We start from the raw sequence: 16897 nt of genomic DNA, 5'->3' as shown, positions 1-16897 counted from the left end.
TGAGCTATGCATGTCATGAAAGCCACTCACGAATTGTCATTGTCACGCTAAAAAGCACGAGCTGTCTTTACCGCGATGTTTCCTTTGTGTTAGCTCTCTAAATAGCTGGATAAAAAGCCCGCATTGGTGAAAACCTCTACAAAGAAGTTAAATACTTGGTGGAGCCAATCGCGAGCAAGTTACATATCTCAAAGACCACGTTATACAAGTATATACGCTGATGAAGGGTTGAAATAGACTTTTCCGTCTCGAACCCAACCGCTACCACTGAGCCTGGAATTAGCTAGTTGTCATTTACCATTTAACGGAACGTTCGGTATCTGTTATAGTTCTTCAACCCCGCTGGGGTGACCAGCGGGGCTTTTTGCTCAAACATTTATGCATATAGCTGGCCCTTTGAAGGAAAGACGTTCTGTTCACTTTAGGTGAATTTTGCATTACTCAATCGCTTGGCCTGCTGTTGGTATGATCCTTAAGGGCCTATTCACTTCCCATTTTTAAACCAATTTATCGGGTGTCATGGGCAAATCTCGCAACCGTTTGCCGGTAGCATTGAACACCGCGTTGGCGATGGCCGCGGCCACACCGGTGATACCGATCTCGCCAATACCCCGGGCACCAATGGGAGAAATATGTGGGTCGGGCTTGCCAATAAAATGAACATCAATGGGTGGCACATCCAGGTTGACCGGCACGTGATAGTCGGCCAGGGTGCGAACGACCGGGTTGCCCCAGCGTTTATCATACTCTGTAGCTTCCATCAAGGCTGCACCAATGCCGAAAATGACGCCCCCGATAATCTGCGAACGGGCCGTTTTTTCATTCATGATCCGGCCCACATCCTGTACGCTGGTAAAGCGTTTCACCCGGATCGTTCCCAAGTCCTCATCCACCCATACCTCGGCAAACTGGGCACCGAACGAATGGAAGGCATAGTGTTTATCATCGCTGTTCTGCTCAGCGGGAGCCTGCCGGGGGGTACAAAGAGCACTGGGTACCGTGAGACCCGCACCCGAAACCGGTTGGGTGGTCGCGCAGGCTTCCAGCTCAGTCCGCTTAGCCCGGCTTAGAATGGCGGTGTACGAATCGGTCTTCTTGGGCTCACCGGTAACAAATAGGTGGCTATCCCCGTACCCAATCTCGTCCAGCTTGCGGCCATAGAGCGCCGAAGCGGGGTCGGCTACCGCCAGTGCTACCAGTTCTTTTCTCAGCAAAACGCAGGCTTCCATCGCGGCCGGGTGAATGCTGGCCGTTGTTTGAGAGCCGCCCGCCAATGGAGCTGGCGGAAGACTAGAATCGCCGATCTTTACCTGAATCCGGTCAACTGGTACGCCTAGCGCATCGGCCGCCGTTTGCGCCAGTACGGTATAGGTTCCCGTGCCGATGTCGATGGAGGCCGTCATCAGGGTTACCTCCCCGCCAGCCCTCATGGCTACCCTGACCGATGCCGCGCTCCGGCCGCCGGGATAGGTAGCTGTGGCCATGCCATAGCCGACCAGGTAGTTCCCCTTTCGTGTCTGCCGGGGTTCCAAACTGCGAGCTGACCAGCCAAATTTTTCGGCCCCAATACGGTAGCAGTCCAGCAGATACTCACTCGAAAAGTCATGCCCTTTCATGGGATCCTGGCCCGTGTGATTGGCGATACGGAACGCAATGGGATCCATTTTAAGCGCATAAGCCATCTCATCCATCGCCGATTCAAGGGCAAATGTACCGGGTGTCTCACCGGGGGCCCGCATGAACGTAGGGGTACCGCGGTTTAGTTTTGCCACGTTGTAGGTAACCTCACGCAACGGCGCTTTGTAGAGCACCAGCGACTGTTTGCCACTCGGTTCAAAAAATTCGGTCAGGTTATTGTACGTGTCGGTATGATGCCGGAGGACGCTCAATTTCCCGGACGTATCCGTGCCCAGAGCCACCCGTTGGATGGTAGCGGCCCGATGCCCTACGTTAGTTTGCATCATCTGCCGGGTCAGCGCCAGTTTGACGGGGCGACCCACGGCCCTAGCCGCCATGGCGACCAAAAGGGTGTGCAACCAAAGACCTTTGCTGCCGAAGCCACCGCCCACGAAAGGAGCAATCACGTGCACATTCTCGGGTTTAAGACCCAGAAAATAAGCCGCGATGGAACCGGTGAGGCCCACGCCCTGGGTCGCATCGTAGAGGGTAAGCTTGTTATTCCCTTCCCAAACGGCTACGGTGGCGTGGGGTTCCATGGGGTGATGATGCTCGACCGGCGTAGAATAGGCATGATCCACCCGATGAGCCGAGCTGGCCAATGGGGCAGCGGCTTTACCCTCACTCACTTGGGCTTCCTCCCCCATAAACATTTTGGGCTTCTTACTGGTGGGCAGCGCGGTCTTCAAATCGGTGGCTGCTCTCTCTACTGCATAGCGTACCTTCAGTTTATAGGCGGCTGCCCGGGCTTGCTCGTAACTCTGGGCGACAACTACGGCGATGAACTGGCCAGGGTAGTGCACCTGACTATCCTGCAAAGGCGGCAGGTTTTCCCCCAGAAACGCGGCCCCGGCTTTGGCTTGCGCCGACATGTCCAGAGGTTTCAGCTTCAGGGCATTCTTATAGCTGATGACGGCAAGCACACCCGGCTCTTTTCTGAGGGCCGCGTCATCCAGGGTGGTGATTCGTCCTTTGGCAATCGTTGCCCGGACGGGGAAAGCATACGCCATGTTGGCTTGGTTGAATTCGGCCGCATAGGTTGCTTTACCCGTTACCTTCATCCGGCCATCAATGCGGCTGATTGGTTTACCAATTTCACTCATGGTCTGCTGGGTTGTCTTTTGAGGAATATTACTTAGGCATTCCGTTTTCAGCCCTACCTTCCAGGCCGTACACCCCGCCCTGCATGGCTCCCTGTAACGCTCGTGTAATGGCGTTTCTGGCTATCGCCACCTTGAATTTATTATGCTCCAGGGGTCGGGCGTTTTTAAGCTCGGCGTCGGCGGCTGCCCGGAAGTTGGCCTCCGTCGCTTCTTTACCCGTCAGCCATTTTTCGGCGACCGCTGCCCGCCAGGGTTTATGCGCCACGCCCCCCAGTGCGAGCCGAACCTGTTTAATTTGATTCCCTTCCAGAGACAATGCGGCCGCAACGGACACCAGCGCAAACGCATAGGATGAGCGTTCGCGAATCTTCAGATAGTACGAGCGGTCAGCCAGTTCATTTTCCGGTAATTCGATCGAGGTGACTAGTTCGCCGGGTTTGAGGGTGTTATCTTTTTCGGGCGTATCGCCGGGCAGGCGGTGATAATCGGCGAATTCAATGGTGCGTTTGACATTATTGTTGCCTTCCACGTGCACCCGGGCATTCAGCGCGGCCAAGGCCACGGCCATGTCGGATGGATAAACCGCGACGCACTTTTCTGACCAGCCAAATATGGCGTGATTGCGATTGATTCCCTTCAACGCACCACAACCCGAACCTGGTTGACGTTTGTTGCAGGGCATGGCCACATCGTAGAAGTACGTGCAGCGGGTACGCTGATTGAGATTACCACCGTTGGTGGCCATATTGCGAATCTGCGCACTGGCCCCCGCCAGGATTGCCATCGAGAGCAGCGGATAGTTTTTCCGAATCAACTCATGATTGGCCGTGAAGGCATTGGTCGCCATACCACCGATGGTTATGCCATTGGCCGTCTTTTCAATATCGGCGTGTTTCAACCGGGAAACATCGACCAGTTCTGTTGGATGCATCACATCCTCTTTCATCAAGTCGACCAGGTTAGTACCACCGCCTAAGTACTTGGCGCCGGGATTTGATGCGACCAGGGTAATGGCCGTACCTGCCTCACCCACCTTCGAATATTTGAATGGTTTCATAAATGAGATTGGGTCAGAGGATCAAATCGTACCGTCGGCAAATTGCCAAACCTGGGCTACGGCCTTGTCGCCATGTACTTCGCGGATGGCATCCACAATATTGGGATAGGCTCCACAGCGGCAGATATTGCCCGACATGCGTTCCTGAATTTCTTCATCGGAAAGCCTCATTGGTTTGCCTGTTTGGCGCACCTGCTGGGTGACGTAGCTGGCTTCGCCGTTCTTGGCTTCACTCAGCAGGGCTACTGCCGAACAGATCTGTCCGGGCGTACAGTAACCACATTGAAATCCATCATGCTTAATAAATGCCGTTTGCAGGGGGTGCAGCGTGTCGCCATCGGCTAATCCTTCGATGGTCGTCACGACTTTATCCTCACAGGTGGCGGCCAGCGTTAAGCAGGACAGCACGCGTCGACCATCTACCAGCACTGTGCAAGCACCACACTGACCCTGATCACAGCCTTTTTTAGAGCCCGTCAGTGCTAGGCGCTCTCGCAAAGCATCCAGTAGTGTCATGCGGGAATCTACCAACAGGCTCTGCGCACGGCCATTTAGTTTGAAGGACACATTAACCCCGTTCTCGACATCGGTTGGGGGAACAGGCACCCCGGCGGTGGTTCGGGCCATCAGCTGTTCGATACCCAGGAAATGGGTAGTTAGTAAGCTGGTACCAGTCAAGGTGATGAGTCTAAGGAAATGACGTCGTTTTATGCCTGATGTAATAATCTCACTCATTTCATCGGGCATGAGGTCTTCGATGACCTTTCGCTCGGCGTCAGTTAGCTCCGGAAACTGGGGTTGGTCTTCCATAAGGTCTAGTTGAAGGATACTCTAAAGATACTGGTTTAATCCACGACTTACCATAATTGGATTAGCAATAACTAGCGAGATCACTTCTAATATGGTGGCCACTGACTGAACGAATAACTAATCGATAAATGGGTTGAGGGAGTTTTCGTAATTAGTAAAGTCAGTGCTTCTGTTGTTTGAATCATCCTGAGTGGCTTTACTTACATAAAGCGTGAAAAGCGGACTTAGTCTTCCTAATGTGGTACCGATGCGTTTGTTGCTACGACGGTACTGGCTGACTTTTTAACAAGCTGGCCCTTTTTAGTGTCCCAACTTGAAAATAATTGGTCTCACATGAACAACTGCTACGAGTTACGGATGGTCCACAAGGCTTTCAAATTTAACCACATTGCCGGTCAGCAGCTCATCCACTTGCGTGGCGACAAAGTGAGTAACCCTAGGAGGTGCTGTCCCCACATGATAAGCACGCACCCGCGCTTCAAGCAACTGATCAGATTGGGTAAAGCGGGCATGCTGCCGTAAATGTTCGCCCCAGCTTGAGACGGTAAAAAACTCAACCTGCCGTTCCGGAAGGGCCACATCGGTAAAAATACCGATTCTTGAAGCCCCATCGCGTAGCCGTAGCCGCTGCAGAGGCTGGATAGCCGCCAAAAAAGCGGGTCGATTACTGGCTTCAATTTCATATTCGATCATGACCACAACAGGTCCATCATCGTACTCAACGGGGATATGTACGTCGGGTTCCGCCCAGTGATCAGCGGGGGTTAAATTGAGCTCTTCGGTGGATCGAATCGGAAACGGTATACCCAGGAACATACTCACCAGCAACCATCCAGCTGCGGCGACCAAGGCTGTGGGTAAGTCAATGGCTTCCCCCATAGCACCCCAGACCAAACTACCCAGCGCCATACCGCCTTGAAAGACCAACATATACACACTTAGCGCCCGGGCTTGCACCCATTTCGGTAGTTGTAGTTGGACCGACGCGTTGAAGCTGGTCAGGACCAGCAACCAGGCCAGCCCGGCCACAAACATAACACCCGACAAAAGCACTAAGGAGGTGAGCATGGCCAGTGAGACATTGACCAGACAGAAAGCCAGACCGGCTACGATAATCCGTTGGTTGGGAGTAAGCCACTGGCCCACTTTTCCCTGTACTAGCGCCCCCGTCACCGCCCCTGCACCAATGCAGGAAAGCATGAGCCCATAGGTGCCGGCAGCCAGGTGCAATTGCCGGGCAATCACCAGGGATAGCAAAGCCCACATAGCACTCGCTCCGAAGGTAAAGGCAAAAGCTCGAATAAGAATGACGTACAAGGAAGGCGAGTAACGCACATAGCGTAGGCCCGCCCGCAAGGCGCTGAAAAAATCCTCGGGTACTGTCGGCACAACCGGATCACGAGTCCATCGCCACAGGGTTTGTATTGTAATTAGAAACGATAAGCCATTGAGGATAAATAAATAGCCAGGGGAATAGTAAGCGATGATGAGACCGCCCAGCGCGGGTCCCGCTGCCCGGGCCAGGTTCACACTGACGCTGTTGAGCGTGACCGCTGCGGGTAAGAGTCGACGGGAAACCACTTCAGGGGTAACCGTTTGCCAGGCAGGTCCATTGAGGGCGGACCCAATGCCCAGCACAAACGTAAAGGCGACAACCATAGGTGCGGTTATCAATCCCGTGAGGGTGACAATGCCCAGCAGTAGGGCAATCAGGGCCATAAAGGTTTGAGTCACCAATAACAGTTTACGCCGGTCAACGATATCTGCTAAGGCGCCAGCGGGGATGCTGAGCAGAAAGACAGGCAAACTGGTAGCTGTTTGCATCAGGGCCACTAGGGTTGCTGAAGTAGACAAAGTCGTCACCAGCCAGACACCGGCCACATTCTGCATCCAGGTACCCAGGTTAGAAATCAGAGCTGCCGTCCAGATACTGCGGAACAGGGTTTGGCGTAGAGGCTCCCAAAGTGAAATTGGCGGGCTAGGTTGAGGTGAGGCAGGCAGGGGTAAATTCATCCAGTGGCAAAACGTAAATCATCCAGTATGGCTGGCTTTTTTATTAACCGACCCCTCGCTTGCTTTGTTACCAGTACATCGCCGACTGGGCCGGATGCTAGCCTTGTCTAAGATTTTAAGTTCCTGAGTGGAACCATATTTTGTGGTAGCGATTACACAGCCTACTTAGATTTTACCAGATACACTGTTGCCTTCAATTCGCCAAGGCGCTCAAGTATCCCTTGCTGTACCATGTATTGCAAATCCTTTTTAAGGGTGTTTATCGATACATCCGGCAGCAAAACACTTAAGTCGCTAACCTTTACGGGTTGATGATCCTGTAGCACTGCTAGTATCTGATGTTGGCGCTCGTTTAGATACCCTCCTTTATCTTTGTACAAAGCGTATTTGCTTTCTAATCGACTTGTCAACGTTTGCAGACAATCTAAAAAGAAAACCATCCATTCTCCTACCACCTCTTTTTCCGTACTACGGTATTGCTGACCTGCCATCAATGCCCGATAATAGTCTGCCTTACGTTGTTCGATTACATTCTCGAAGGATACATACTGAGCAAAATCATACCCCATTTTTAGCAGCAACAGTGTGGTCATCAGACGTGACAACCGGCCATTGCCATCCTGGAAAGGATGGATTGATAAGAATTCATAGACAAATAGACCAATGACTAGCAGCGGATGAATTTTGCCGTTTTCTAAGGCAATCCCTACCCAGCTAATCATCTCATACATTTCTGTTTCAGTCAGATGGGGAGCTGTTGTATTGAAGATGACCCGCTGACTCCCGTCTGGATAATTGGCTACTACTTGGTTCGATAGCGTTTTATAACCACCCCGGTGCCGCTGATCCTTGTTGCTGTAACGGAGTAAAATACCATGCAGCTGCTTGACATAAGCCTCTGACAGTTCAATCTCCTTAGCATGATCCAGAATCAAATCTAATGCTTCATAGTAACCGTAAACCTCCTGTTCATCCCGGGTTTTGAACTCAGTAATTTTTACATTCCTGATTAACTTTTCAACCTCTTCATTGGTCAGGATTGCTCCTTCAATCCGCGTCGATGATCCAATACTTTCAATGGTCGCTACTCTACGTAGCTCTCTTAGATAACGATTATTCTTTTGCTCGATAGCCCCCCATTTACCTCTAAATGTGTCAATTAACCCAATTCGACGGATTACCTCCTGCATGGTAGTAAAGTCAAACTGAAGCTTATTCTCGAATGTCATATCCGTATTGTATCTGTATTGTATCTGTAAATGTAGTATATTTAAGTCGCTTCGGGAGACCTATTTTCATTTGTCTAGGCCCTTGTACTATATCATCCGAGAAAAGAATCACAGGATTAAATGATATTATATAAATATTTGTCGCGTTTCGAAGTCTTAACCAGTGGTATGCTCCGATTTACGCAACCGGGCTCCTTTAATGATCCATTTGAAGTAACACCGCACATAGACGCTCTGGTAGAGAGGAGCAAAATAACTTCATTTGGTGAAACGCTCTTCACAGGGTCAAACTTTGAGCAGGAGTTCTTCGCTCACTTTGGTCAAAACATCGACCAAATCATACAGGAACATAATTTACCTGCTGAGATTAGCTCATTGCTTCAATCAACAAAATCTGAAGATGCCTTAGCGATTGTCCAACCCTTATTGATGTCGATCTTTAACGAATTTGTGGGTTTGGAGTCTGAGGGCATGAAAGAACAATTTCAGGATACATTACAGAGAGATATGAACAGCCGGTTTGGCCTCCTTTGTTTATCGGAAAAACCAGATAACGAATTGATGTGGTCTCACTACGCCGATTCTCATAAAGGTTTTGCCATTGGCTTTAAATCAGAACACCCTTTTTTTAGCCAGCGTAAAACGGAGCGTGATCAAACGAATTGTCTACAAAAAGTAATTTATACCAATCAAAGGCCAAGCCTTGCTTTAATAAATCCTGAATTATCCGAAGAGGAAGCTATCGCCATGCTTGTACGCGAAATCTTTTTGAAGAAAAGCCTCAAATGGGAATATGAGGAGGAGTGGCGAATCATTAAATTACTGAATGAGGCTGATTTAGTCAAACAGATACCAGGAGAACAAATCTATTTATTTAACTATCCCATTGACTGTATGGATAGGATCGTGTTGGGGGCCAAGTGTTCGACAACACAAAAAATGGAGATTGTAAGCTTTATAAAAAATAACGCTGAATCAACACCCATCAAGCTTTACGAGTGTATACTTGATCGTACCTCCTATAAAATTAGATTAAACGAAATAAATCCTATATAACCGATTTTGAGCTATTGCAGCGGTATAAAGCTTTGGAAAACTTCATAAATCTTAATCGCTTATTTAACCAGGTACCGATTGACTATGCTGATGGGTCAACAGATGGCGACATCGATTTAAGTGAATTTAATCGCTTTCAGGCAGGCGGTTCGCTCGGCTGGAAAGAACTAGTAAACGAGTATCGTGTTGTAATACTCGCCGAGGCAGGTGCAGGCAAAACACAAGAAATTCGCCACGCCACTCAGACGCTCCGAACAGAGAATAAATTTGCTTTTTTCATGCGCCTGGAGCATGTAGCCGATGATTTAGAGAGCGCTTTTGAAGAGGGCACGTACCAGGAATTTCAGAACTGGTTAAATTCAAACGAGGAAGGCTGGTTATTGCTTGATTCCGTTGATGAAGCACGACTAAAAGATCCGAAGGACTTTACAAAGGCAATTCGTAAACTGTCTTCACGCATATCGATAGCTATTCAACGGACACATATTGTCATTACCTCACGAATATCTGCGTGGCGACCAAAAACCGATTTGAAGTTCTGCGAAACTCAATTTCCCGCTGTCTATACAGTTTCCAAAGAAAATAAAATTGAGATAGAGGAGGAAGATATATCGTTAAAAGAAGCCCGTTCATCTTCTCTGCAAAACGGATTGAATAATACCCCTAAAGAGAAGAAGGAAGGCTTCAAAGTCTATTCACTAGCTGATTTAACGGGCAATCAAATTACTACGTTTGTACACTACGAAAGGGGTAAAAAAAAGTGCTGATTTTTTACGCGAACTTGAAAGACAGGATGCCTGGGCATTTACCACTCGACCTCAAGACCTAGAGGAACTGTTAGCATTCTGGGATGATAAGCAGCGAATAGGAACGAGGTTTGAATTGATGGAGCACAGCGTACAGCGCAGGCTGGAGGAACGTGATCAGGACAGACGGGATTCAAAGCCGTTTACGATCGAAAAAGCGCAAAAGGGCGCTCGTCTGCTGGCTTCAGCATCCGTTTTGATGCATGAATCCGCGATTCGAATTCCTGATGGAACTAATAACTTGAGAGGCATCGATGTAAAGTCAATATTAACCGATTGGGATGATACAGACTGTCAGATTTTGTTGAGCCGTCCGATCTTTGATGAAGCTATCTATGGTACGGTCCGCTTTCATCACCGATCGGTGCGGGAATACTTAACGGCGGAATGGCTTTCTGAACAACTAAAGAATGAGGGGTCTAGGCAGAAAATTGAACACTTGTTTATTCGCACTCAGTATGAGCAGGAAGTAGTCATACCTTCCATGAGGCCAATTCTGTCATGGCTGGTTTTATTCGATCAGCAGTTATTGCTAAAAGTTTATAAGCTTGAACCAGAATTGATTCTGGAGGGTGGCGATCCAAGCAGAATCCCTATTGCCTTAAGACGAAAAATACTCGCTTCAGTCTGTCAAAAACTAGCTTCCAGTTCATCTTACAGGTCCTTTGAGCAGTTGACTGCCGTGAAGCGTTTCGCTCTACCCGATATGGCAAATGATATTATCCATTTGCTGGAAGAATATAAGCAAAATTCAGATGTTACCTCTTATCTGCTTGATCTGGTTTGGCAGGGGCAAATGAAAACGGCCTTACCAATAGCCTTGGATTTCGCCTTAGATCATAATGCTGAAAGGCATACCCGGATAGCCGCTATACGAGTGGTAAAGGAAGTGGGTACGAAAGAGGAATTAAATGCCGTTTGTACTTATTTACTCACGGATGAAGCACTCCATGATAGGAGGCTCTTGGCTGAGTTAGTCAATAGTTCAGATGGCTCTCAAGAGTCGGCCGCTTGGCTTTCAAAAGCGTTAGCGAACACACAGAATGAAAAATTATACGATTCCGATCCGCTTGGTTATTCCTTATTGAATTTTGTTAAGCGTGCAGATCTGGACGCTGTATTTACTCTAGTCAAAGGAGTAGATACACTTTTACGTTGTCAGCCAGTTTTTGAGCGCAGATATTGTGAGATATCGCAGCAATATGGCTGGTTAATGCACATCAGCCTAAAAGCAATAGAGAAGTTAATTATCAACAAACATTCAACTGTATTCACTTCAGCCAGTTTATTTGCCCTCACTCAGGCTCCTTCATTTAGTTCGCATGAAAGTTATAGGACTTGGGCACCCAGTCACACTATTCCAGCGCTCCTATCTGAATGGCAGGAACTGAACCATGCTCTTTTTTGGAAGGATGTTGAAGAAACTCGTAATTATTTTGAACGGCATGAAAAAGAAGCACTGACTTACTTTTGGCAAGTCTCTGGTATTGAAGGGTTTTGGAAGTTTTCGAGTACTGATTTTCAGCTTATACTAACTGATATTTCTAACCGTTCACTTTTGGCTGATCGACTAGTCGCCTTATCACTAGCATTTAAATTATATAAAGAAAATGGAAATCCAGCGGACTGGTTAACCGAGCTTAAAAAGACAGTAGAACATGAAGATAAGCTAAAGAAAAGACTAGACGAATTTGTGAATCCACCTGCTCCGTCTGAAGACTATAAAAAATGGCAAAAAAGAGAAGCTCAGTGGAAGCGTCAAGAAAAAGGGCAAGAGAAGAAGCGTCGGCTGGTTCACGACCAAAACGTAAAATGGCTGAACGAGAATTGTGTAAAACTGCGTGCAAATGGTTTAAATGAGGGAGCAGTTTCTAAAGCTCAGTATTACCTTTATGAACGCCTACGAAGTCTTTCTAAAGCCGAATCAGCAGAACCAGCTAGCCGAAATTGGCAAAGTTTAATAAAAGACTACGGCATAGAAGTTACCAACGCTTTTCATGATGGCTTGTTAAGTTTTTGGCGGACTTATACCCCTTCGCTCCGATCGGAAAAAGGCAAAAAAGATACCAATTCAGTTGGAATTGAATTTGGATTGTCAGGACTTGAATTAGAATCAACTGAAACGACGGACTGGCCACAAAACCTGAGTAGTGAAGAGGTTGAGAGAGCTTGCCGGTACGCTTTTCACACATTTGGTGGGTTTCCAAGCTGGTTTCCAAGGCTTTATAAGTACTTTCCCTTGCTCATTAATCAATTAATTATTCAAGAAATTAGCTGGGAATTGGCACTAGAAAAAATTCCAGAAGGGGAGGATTATACTTATATATTAAATAAAGTTAGCTGGGATTGTGAGTGGTTATGGGATAGTATAGCTAGACCACTTCTGGAAAGGCTGGAAAAAGAGCCTACGAACATAGTTAATCTACAATACATGTTAAAAATAGTTCAGGGAAGTTCAATGATCACAGATATTGAACTCGCTCGACTAGCTGACAAAAAATGTAATACACTAACCTCTTTGCAACATCTTCCTTATTGGTATTCCACATGGATAAGCCTGGAGCCTGAATCGGCGGTAAGGACCTTTTCGGATCGTCTGGCTGAGCTTTATGGCGAAAATCAAAAAGAAGCCACAAAGCTGGCCATGCAAACAATTGTGGCCCTTCTTGGGGGAAGGCGTTCAGGGGCTAGCGTAAGAGAAACCTTTAAATCACCAACTCACCTGAAGAACCTGTATCAGTTGATGCATCAGTATATCCGGGTTGAAGCGGATATTGATAGAGCCAACAAAGGAGTCTATTCCCTTGGATTACGCGATGATGCACAGGATGCCCGTGACAATTTGTTCTCTATGCTTAAATCTATGCCGGGTAAAGAATCCTATTTAGCCATGATGGAATTGGCCAAAATACACCCAGCTGAAGGTTATCGAAAGTGGATGAAGAAAAATGCCAAAGAGCGGGCGGAAATGGATGCAGATAGTTCGCCCTGGACAATTAAGCAATTCAGCGAATTCGCGAAAACATTGGACTGCACACCCGCCAACCACCGTGAACTATTTGATTTAGGGGTTCAACGGCTGTTAGATCTTAAGCATAATCTTGAAGAAAGTGATAGCAGCGATTCATCGACACTGGCATTGGAAGAGGAGGAAGTTGGTATTAGACGAGTTATAGCCAACTGGTGCCGAGGCCGTTCCATGGGTAAATACCTGATTACGCAGGAGGAAGAATTTGCCGACGCAAAACGGCCAGACTGTCGTTTTCATAGTTCTCTCTTTGATGCTCCGGTTCCGGTCGAACTCAAGCTAGCCGATAATTGGAGTGGCCCAGATTTCTTCGAAAGACTAGAGAACCAGTTATGTAGAGACTATTTACGGGACAATCAATCTAATCGAGGCATATTCGTGCTGGTATATCGGGGGCAAAAAACAAGTTGGCAATTACCAGATAGCAGGACAGAAGCAACATTTTCAGAGCTTATTACCGCATTGCAAGAACATTGGGGAAAACTATCAGCTAGTTACCCTAAGATTGAGCAAATAACAATTATTGGTATTGACTTAACCAAACGAATGAACCGAGTAAAACCATCAAAAAAGAAATTAGGTAAATAATAAAAGTAACAATAAGTTATTCAGCAGGCACACAATTATCGATTTTAATTACCTAATTCTGACTCGTCAAAAATTCATACCAGATCATATTTTAACGCAGTGGATGCTTTAAAACCGTCCAAGTAAACGGTGTGGAGATTCAAAACTCTGAACGACTAAATTGAACGGGTTTATTGGACGCGAAAAAGCCTGTTTTCCGCCACTTCCCTCCTATCTGGTTATCGTTCAGAAAAACGTCCGAGTAAAAGCAAGACAAGACACATTCAGTCTTAGGACGTGATTGATAAAATAGCTACCAATTTTTGGCTTTACGACTGATTTGAGAGACTATTAGCAATTATAATTTTTTCATTACAATGTCGGTTAAGCTAGTGCTTCCAATCACCATTTCCTGACGTTGTCTGGCGCGTTGCGAATCGTAAACCTTAGCTAGACAATGATAAAGTACAAGTTCATACGCCCGTTGTTTTGATGGAAATAGCCGGTTGACAATCATATGCATCATACTGCTGCTGTTGTTTAAAAGAGGTATGCGGTCGAACTGGTGAGCTTCTGCTAATTTCGAAAGGGATGACTGCTGGTCATTAACCCAATTTTCGAAACCATCTGTCAGCGAAAATGGTCGATTCAAGGCCTGTTCCAATAAGGGTTTGTATGTTCGGTAATGGTCATTTAACTGCTGCCTAAGCGCCGGGCTGCCGCCAAATTCTGTAAAAAACTGTTCTTTCATGTTAGTCAATATCGTGCACCGCTCATCGATGGTTGAGGACAGGCCAACAAGTAGTTTGTCTATTTTGTGGGCTGCAAAGGCAAACCTTAGGTTCTCGTCGAAAGCATCGCCAGTCTGTTGCATAAACTGAAGCGTGCTGAGGCTATCGTGGCAAAAAAACTGTTCATAAATTGTTATCTTGTCCATTCCGTATCGTTCTAGTTCACGCTGATACGTGTCGGTCTGAATTCGATGGACCAAACCACTCTGTACATACGGATGTAGTACCTGCTCGATACGCCGGATTACGTAGTGATAAAATTCGATATATGGATTTCCCCGAAATCGGAGTCGCAGGTGGGGGTCCTGATCTTTATAGCGTACAAAGAAAAACTGCTGAATAGTCTGCTGCTGAAGCAACTCCTGAATAGCGGGGTACAGTTGGTTAACTAGCACGGCATCAGACGCCTTTTCTCCCGCATAAATTTTCAGGTATAACCATTCACTACCAACCGAAAAACGGCGTTGTGGCATGTCGGACGTAGCGGAGTTGATGGGTGCATAGGCTGGGGCCGACGGATTATGGAAAGGGAGCACCAACTCATGAACGTAGGTCTGCCCCTGGTTATCGCGAACCGGACACTGGTCGAGTTTGGCCAGGCATTCAACAGCGCGGATAGACTTTGCCCGGCGTATCTCCTGCAAAAACAACGTCAGTGAAACATCCGTAGCCATGTCGATTTTTAGCTCATTGTCACCTTGCGCAATGACAAATTGCGCCGGTAATCCCATATCCTGAAGTTTCTGGCGTGTGTCGGCCAAACCTCCCTTTTTGAACTGATCGGCGGTCAACTGCCAATTAGCTCGGCTCAGAATAATGTGTCGGTATCGGACGCGGGGAAGATAAGTTTGTTGAGTCAGCAGACCCCAGTTCCAGCGAATATCCAGGTACGCATCCTGGTACTGGAGTGTGCTTAGAAACTGGTAAACGGGCAATCCGCCCTTGAAATTATGGGCATTTGACAGCCTTGGAATTATTCGTTTGTTCAGTCGTTTAGATCGCAGCACGAGTCGGTCATTTCGAACGGACAGGTATAGATCTGATAACGGAATCTGATACTCTGGTGCTACTGATGCGCGGCCTAGGTAGGGTATTTCGTACTGATAGAGCGTAGGACGATGGCAGATATTGCCCGCTCTTGCTTCGGGCGAATGCACAATTTCGGCCAAAATTACGTCAGGGTGACTTGCTTCCTCCAGTCTGGCGCACTGTTTCAACTGTTCAGCCAGGGCAGGATCCGCTTCTCCAAAACGGCTAAGCAAGTTAACCGCCGATGGCCCCAGGCAGGACGTTAGCGAGAAGAGGTAATCATCACGGTCAATGCTATCAGCCGAAGAGGAAAGCAGTGTACCGAAGGCATAAAAACTGCTTGGTAACGTGCGCATTGCCTCCTGCGGATTACCTACTTTACCCAGGTCGTCGTCTGTTAAAACAATCTCAGATCGCCCATATCGTAATGCCTCAGTATACCGATCCAGCACAAACAGCTGCCAGTTGGTCAGTGTAGCATCCTGGTCTTTTGCTATTCCTGATAAGCTCAACGTATCGAGCATGGGGGCATTACCCACTCCTAGTGTCGATGTATCCCCATAGCCAACACCCATTTCGTGGTCGAGGGCAAATGCCAGCGGCACCTCTTCCGCTTCGTATCGTAAATAGAACCGGTGCCTGAATTCGTCAAGCACATTGTTCTTATACGGTCGGTTCAGGACCAACAGAGCGTTCAGTTGTTGCTTAAAATGGTCGAGCCAACGCTCGCTCAACTGGCAGGTATCAGCGGGCAGGGCTGTATCGATCTGGATGAAATCCGTATGCGGTAAAGCAATTCCTTGTTCGGCAAGGTACTGTGGCAGGGCATTCAGCGCCAACGGTCGGCGGGTGATTAGTTCATTGATTCTGGTCAGCACCCGGCGGGCGTTGATTACAGCAGGGGAAGCAACAAGCCTGGATAGACGTTCAGCAAAAACGGTTAAATGGGCGTCGCCAGTAAGGGTTGGCTCAAGTTCAAACACCAATAGCTGACAGTTGATCAGCTCATTAACGTAGTCGATCGCGTCGTCTTGACTAACCTGATGCTGATCGTTTAAAAAATCGATTAGTTGGGCCTCCGTAGCACCAGCCTGAACAAAGGCAAAGAGATCGGTCAGGAGGTTATCGCGGCCAACAGCACTTATAAAGTAGGTTCGCCCGTCTGGTTCATGCTGCTGTTCAATAAATCGGAAGTAGTTACCGGCCAGATACAACGTTGTGTTAAGGTGTAGCGTTAACTGAGCGCGTATGTCGGGTTGGGCCAGCAGCCAGTCTTTAATCGCCTGAATGTATTCAATGTCTAACCTAGCATGAGGAGCTATGCGGTCCACTGGTCCGGCAATGAACGACGTTTTTTTTTCGACGGACCCCAATGTATACCCAGCAAAAAGACCGTAGGGCGTACTGCGGGTAGTCATTCGAATCAAGTACTTGTGCAGCGTATTGATTAGCTTGGCTTCGTCGGAGAGCGTCTCCCCCGCCAGCCATCGCTCTACGCGATCATACAGCCGGGGCGAGGCCGTTGCCAGTGCCTGTCGTTGTATCGGATTGGTAAACCACTGCCTGATGGTATCGGGGAGGGTAGTATCCCGATTTTGCAAAGACTCGTAAAGCGATTGAAGGGCGTCGAGCGAAAAAACAGTTCTTCTTAAAACAAAGAAATGGAAACGTTGGACCATTGGATGGTGGGTAAAACACCTTCCAATATATTCATTTATTCTGGCATAGATG

At 47.8% G+C, this 16897-nt stretch carries 9 protein-coding genes; 3 read left to right on the top strand and 6 right to left on the bottom strand.

Annotated elements, in window-relative coordinates; translation table 11 throughout:
* Positions 1-497 precede the first annotated feature (497 nt).
* From ACYU8Y_RS26375 to ACYU8Y_RS26355, 5 genes are all read right to left on the bottom strand, one after another.
* A complete protein-coding gene (locus ACYU8Y_RS26375) occupies positions 498-2780 on the bottom strand; it encodes a xanthine dehydrogenase family protein molybdopterin-binding subunit (RefSeq protein WP_460941186.1) in 2283 nt (760 codons plus the stop codon).
* 28 nt (positions 2781-2808) lie between these two features.
* Positions 2809-3837, bottom strand: a complete 1029-nt coding sequence (locus ACYU8Y_RS26370; RefSeq protein ID WP_460941185.1) for an FAD binding domain-containing protein — start codon at positions 3835-3837, stop codon at positions 2809-2811.
* 21 nt (positions 3838-3858) lie between these two features.
* Positions 3859-4647, bottom strand: a complete 789-nt coding sequence (locus ACYU8Y_RS26365; protein WP_460941184.1) for a 2Fe-2S iron-sulfur cluster-binding protein — start codon at positions 4645-4647, stop codon at positions 3859-3861.
* A gap of 351 nt (positions 4648-4998) precedes the next feature.
* On the bottom strand, positions 4999-6660 hold the full coding sequence (locus ACYU8Y_RS26360; RefSeq protein ID WP_460941183.1) for an MFS transporter: 1662 nt from the start codon (positions 6658-6660) through the stop codon (positions 4999-5001).
* A 161-nt stretch (positions 6661-6821) separates the two neighbouring features.
* The gene (locus ACYU8Y_RS26355) at positions 6822-7850 is read right to left on the bottom strand and encodes a Fic family protein (RefSeq protein WP_460941182.1); all 1029 of its coding nucleotides are present in this window, start codon (positions 7848-7850) and stop codon (positions 6822-6824) included.
* 207 nt (positions 7851-8057) lie between these two features.
* Between ACYU8Y_RS26355 and ACYU8Y_RS26350 the strand changes: the two genes are divergently transcribed.
* From ACYU8Y_RS26350 to ACYU8Y_RS26340, 3 genes are read left to right on the top strand one after another with little or no spacing between them, the layout of a single operon-like run.
* Positions 8058-8945: a DUF2971 domain-containing protein gene (locus ACYU8Y_RS26350; RefSeq protein ID WP_460941181.1), complete on the top strand. Its 888-nt coding sequence runs from the start codon at positions 8058-8060 to the stop codon at positions 8943-8945.
* A 32-nt stretch (positions 8946-8977) separates the two neighbouring features.
* Complete coding sequence (locus ACYU8Y_RS26345; protein WP_460941180.1) at positions 8978-9712, top strand: hypothetical protein; 735 nt, start codon at positions 8978-8980, stop codon at positions 9710-9712.
* Positions 9678-13367 (top strand): NACHT domain-containing protein, encoded by a 3690-nt coding sequence (locus ACYU8Y_RS26340; protein ID WP_460941179.1) that lies wholly within the window; start codon positions 9678-9680, stop codon positions 13365-13367. Before ACYU8Y_RS26345 ends, ACYU8Y_RS26340 begins: the two co-directional genes overlap by 35 nt.
* A 337-nt stretch (positions 13368-13704) precedes the next feature.
* Here ACYU8Y_RS26340 and ACYU8Y_RS26335 read toward each other — a convergent pair whose 3' ends face one another.
* The gene (locus ACYU8Y_RS26335) at positions 13705-16845 is read right to left on the bottom strand and encodes a lantibiotic dehydratase (protein WP_460941177.1); all 3141 of its coding nucleotides are present in this window, start codon (positions 16843-16845) and stop codon (positions 13705-13707) included.
* Positions 16846-16897 lie beyond the last annotated feature (52 nt).

The organism is Spirosoma humi (genome assembly GCF_054776575.1).
Note: the sequence above shows the minus strand (reverse complement) of the source record. Positions and strands in the feature narration are given on the sequence as shown.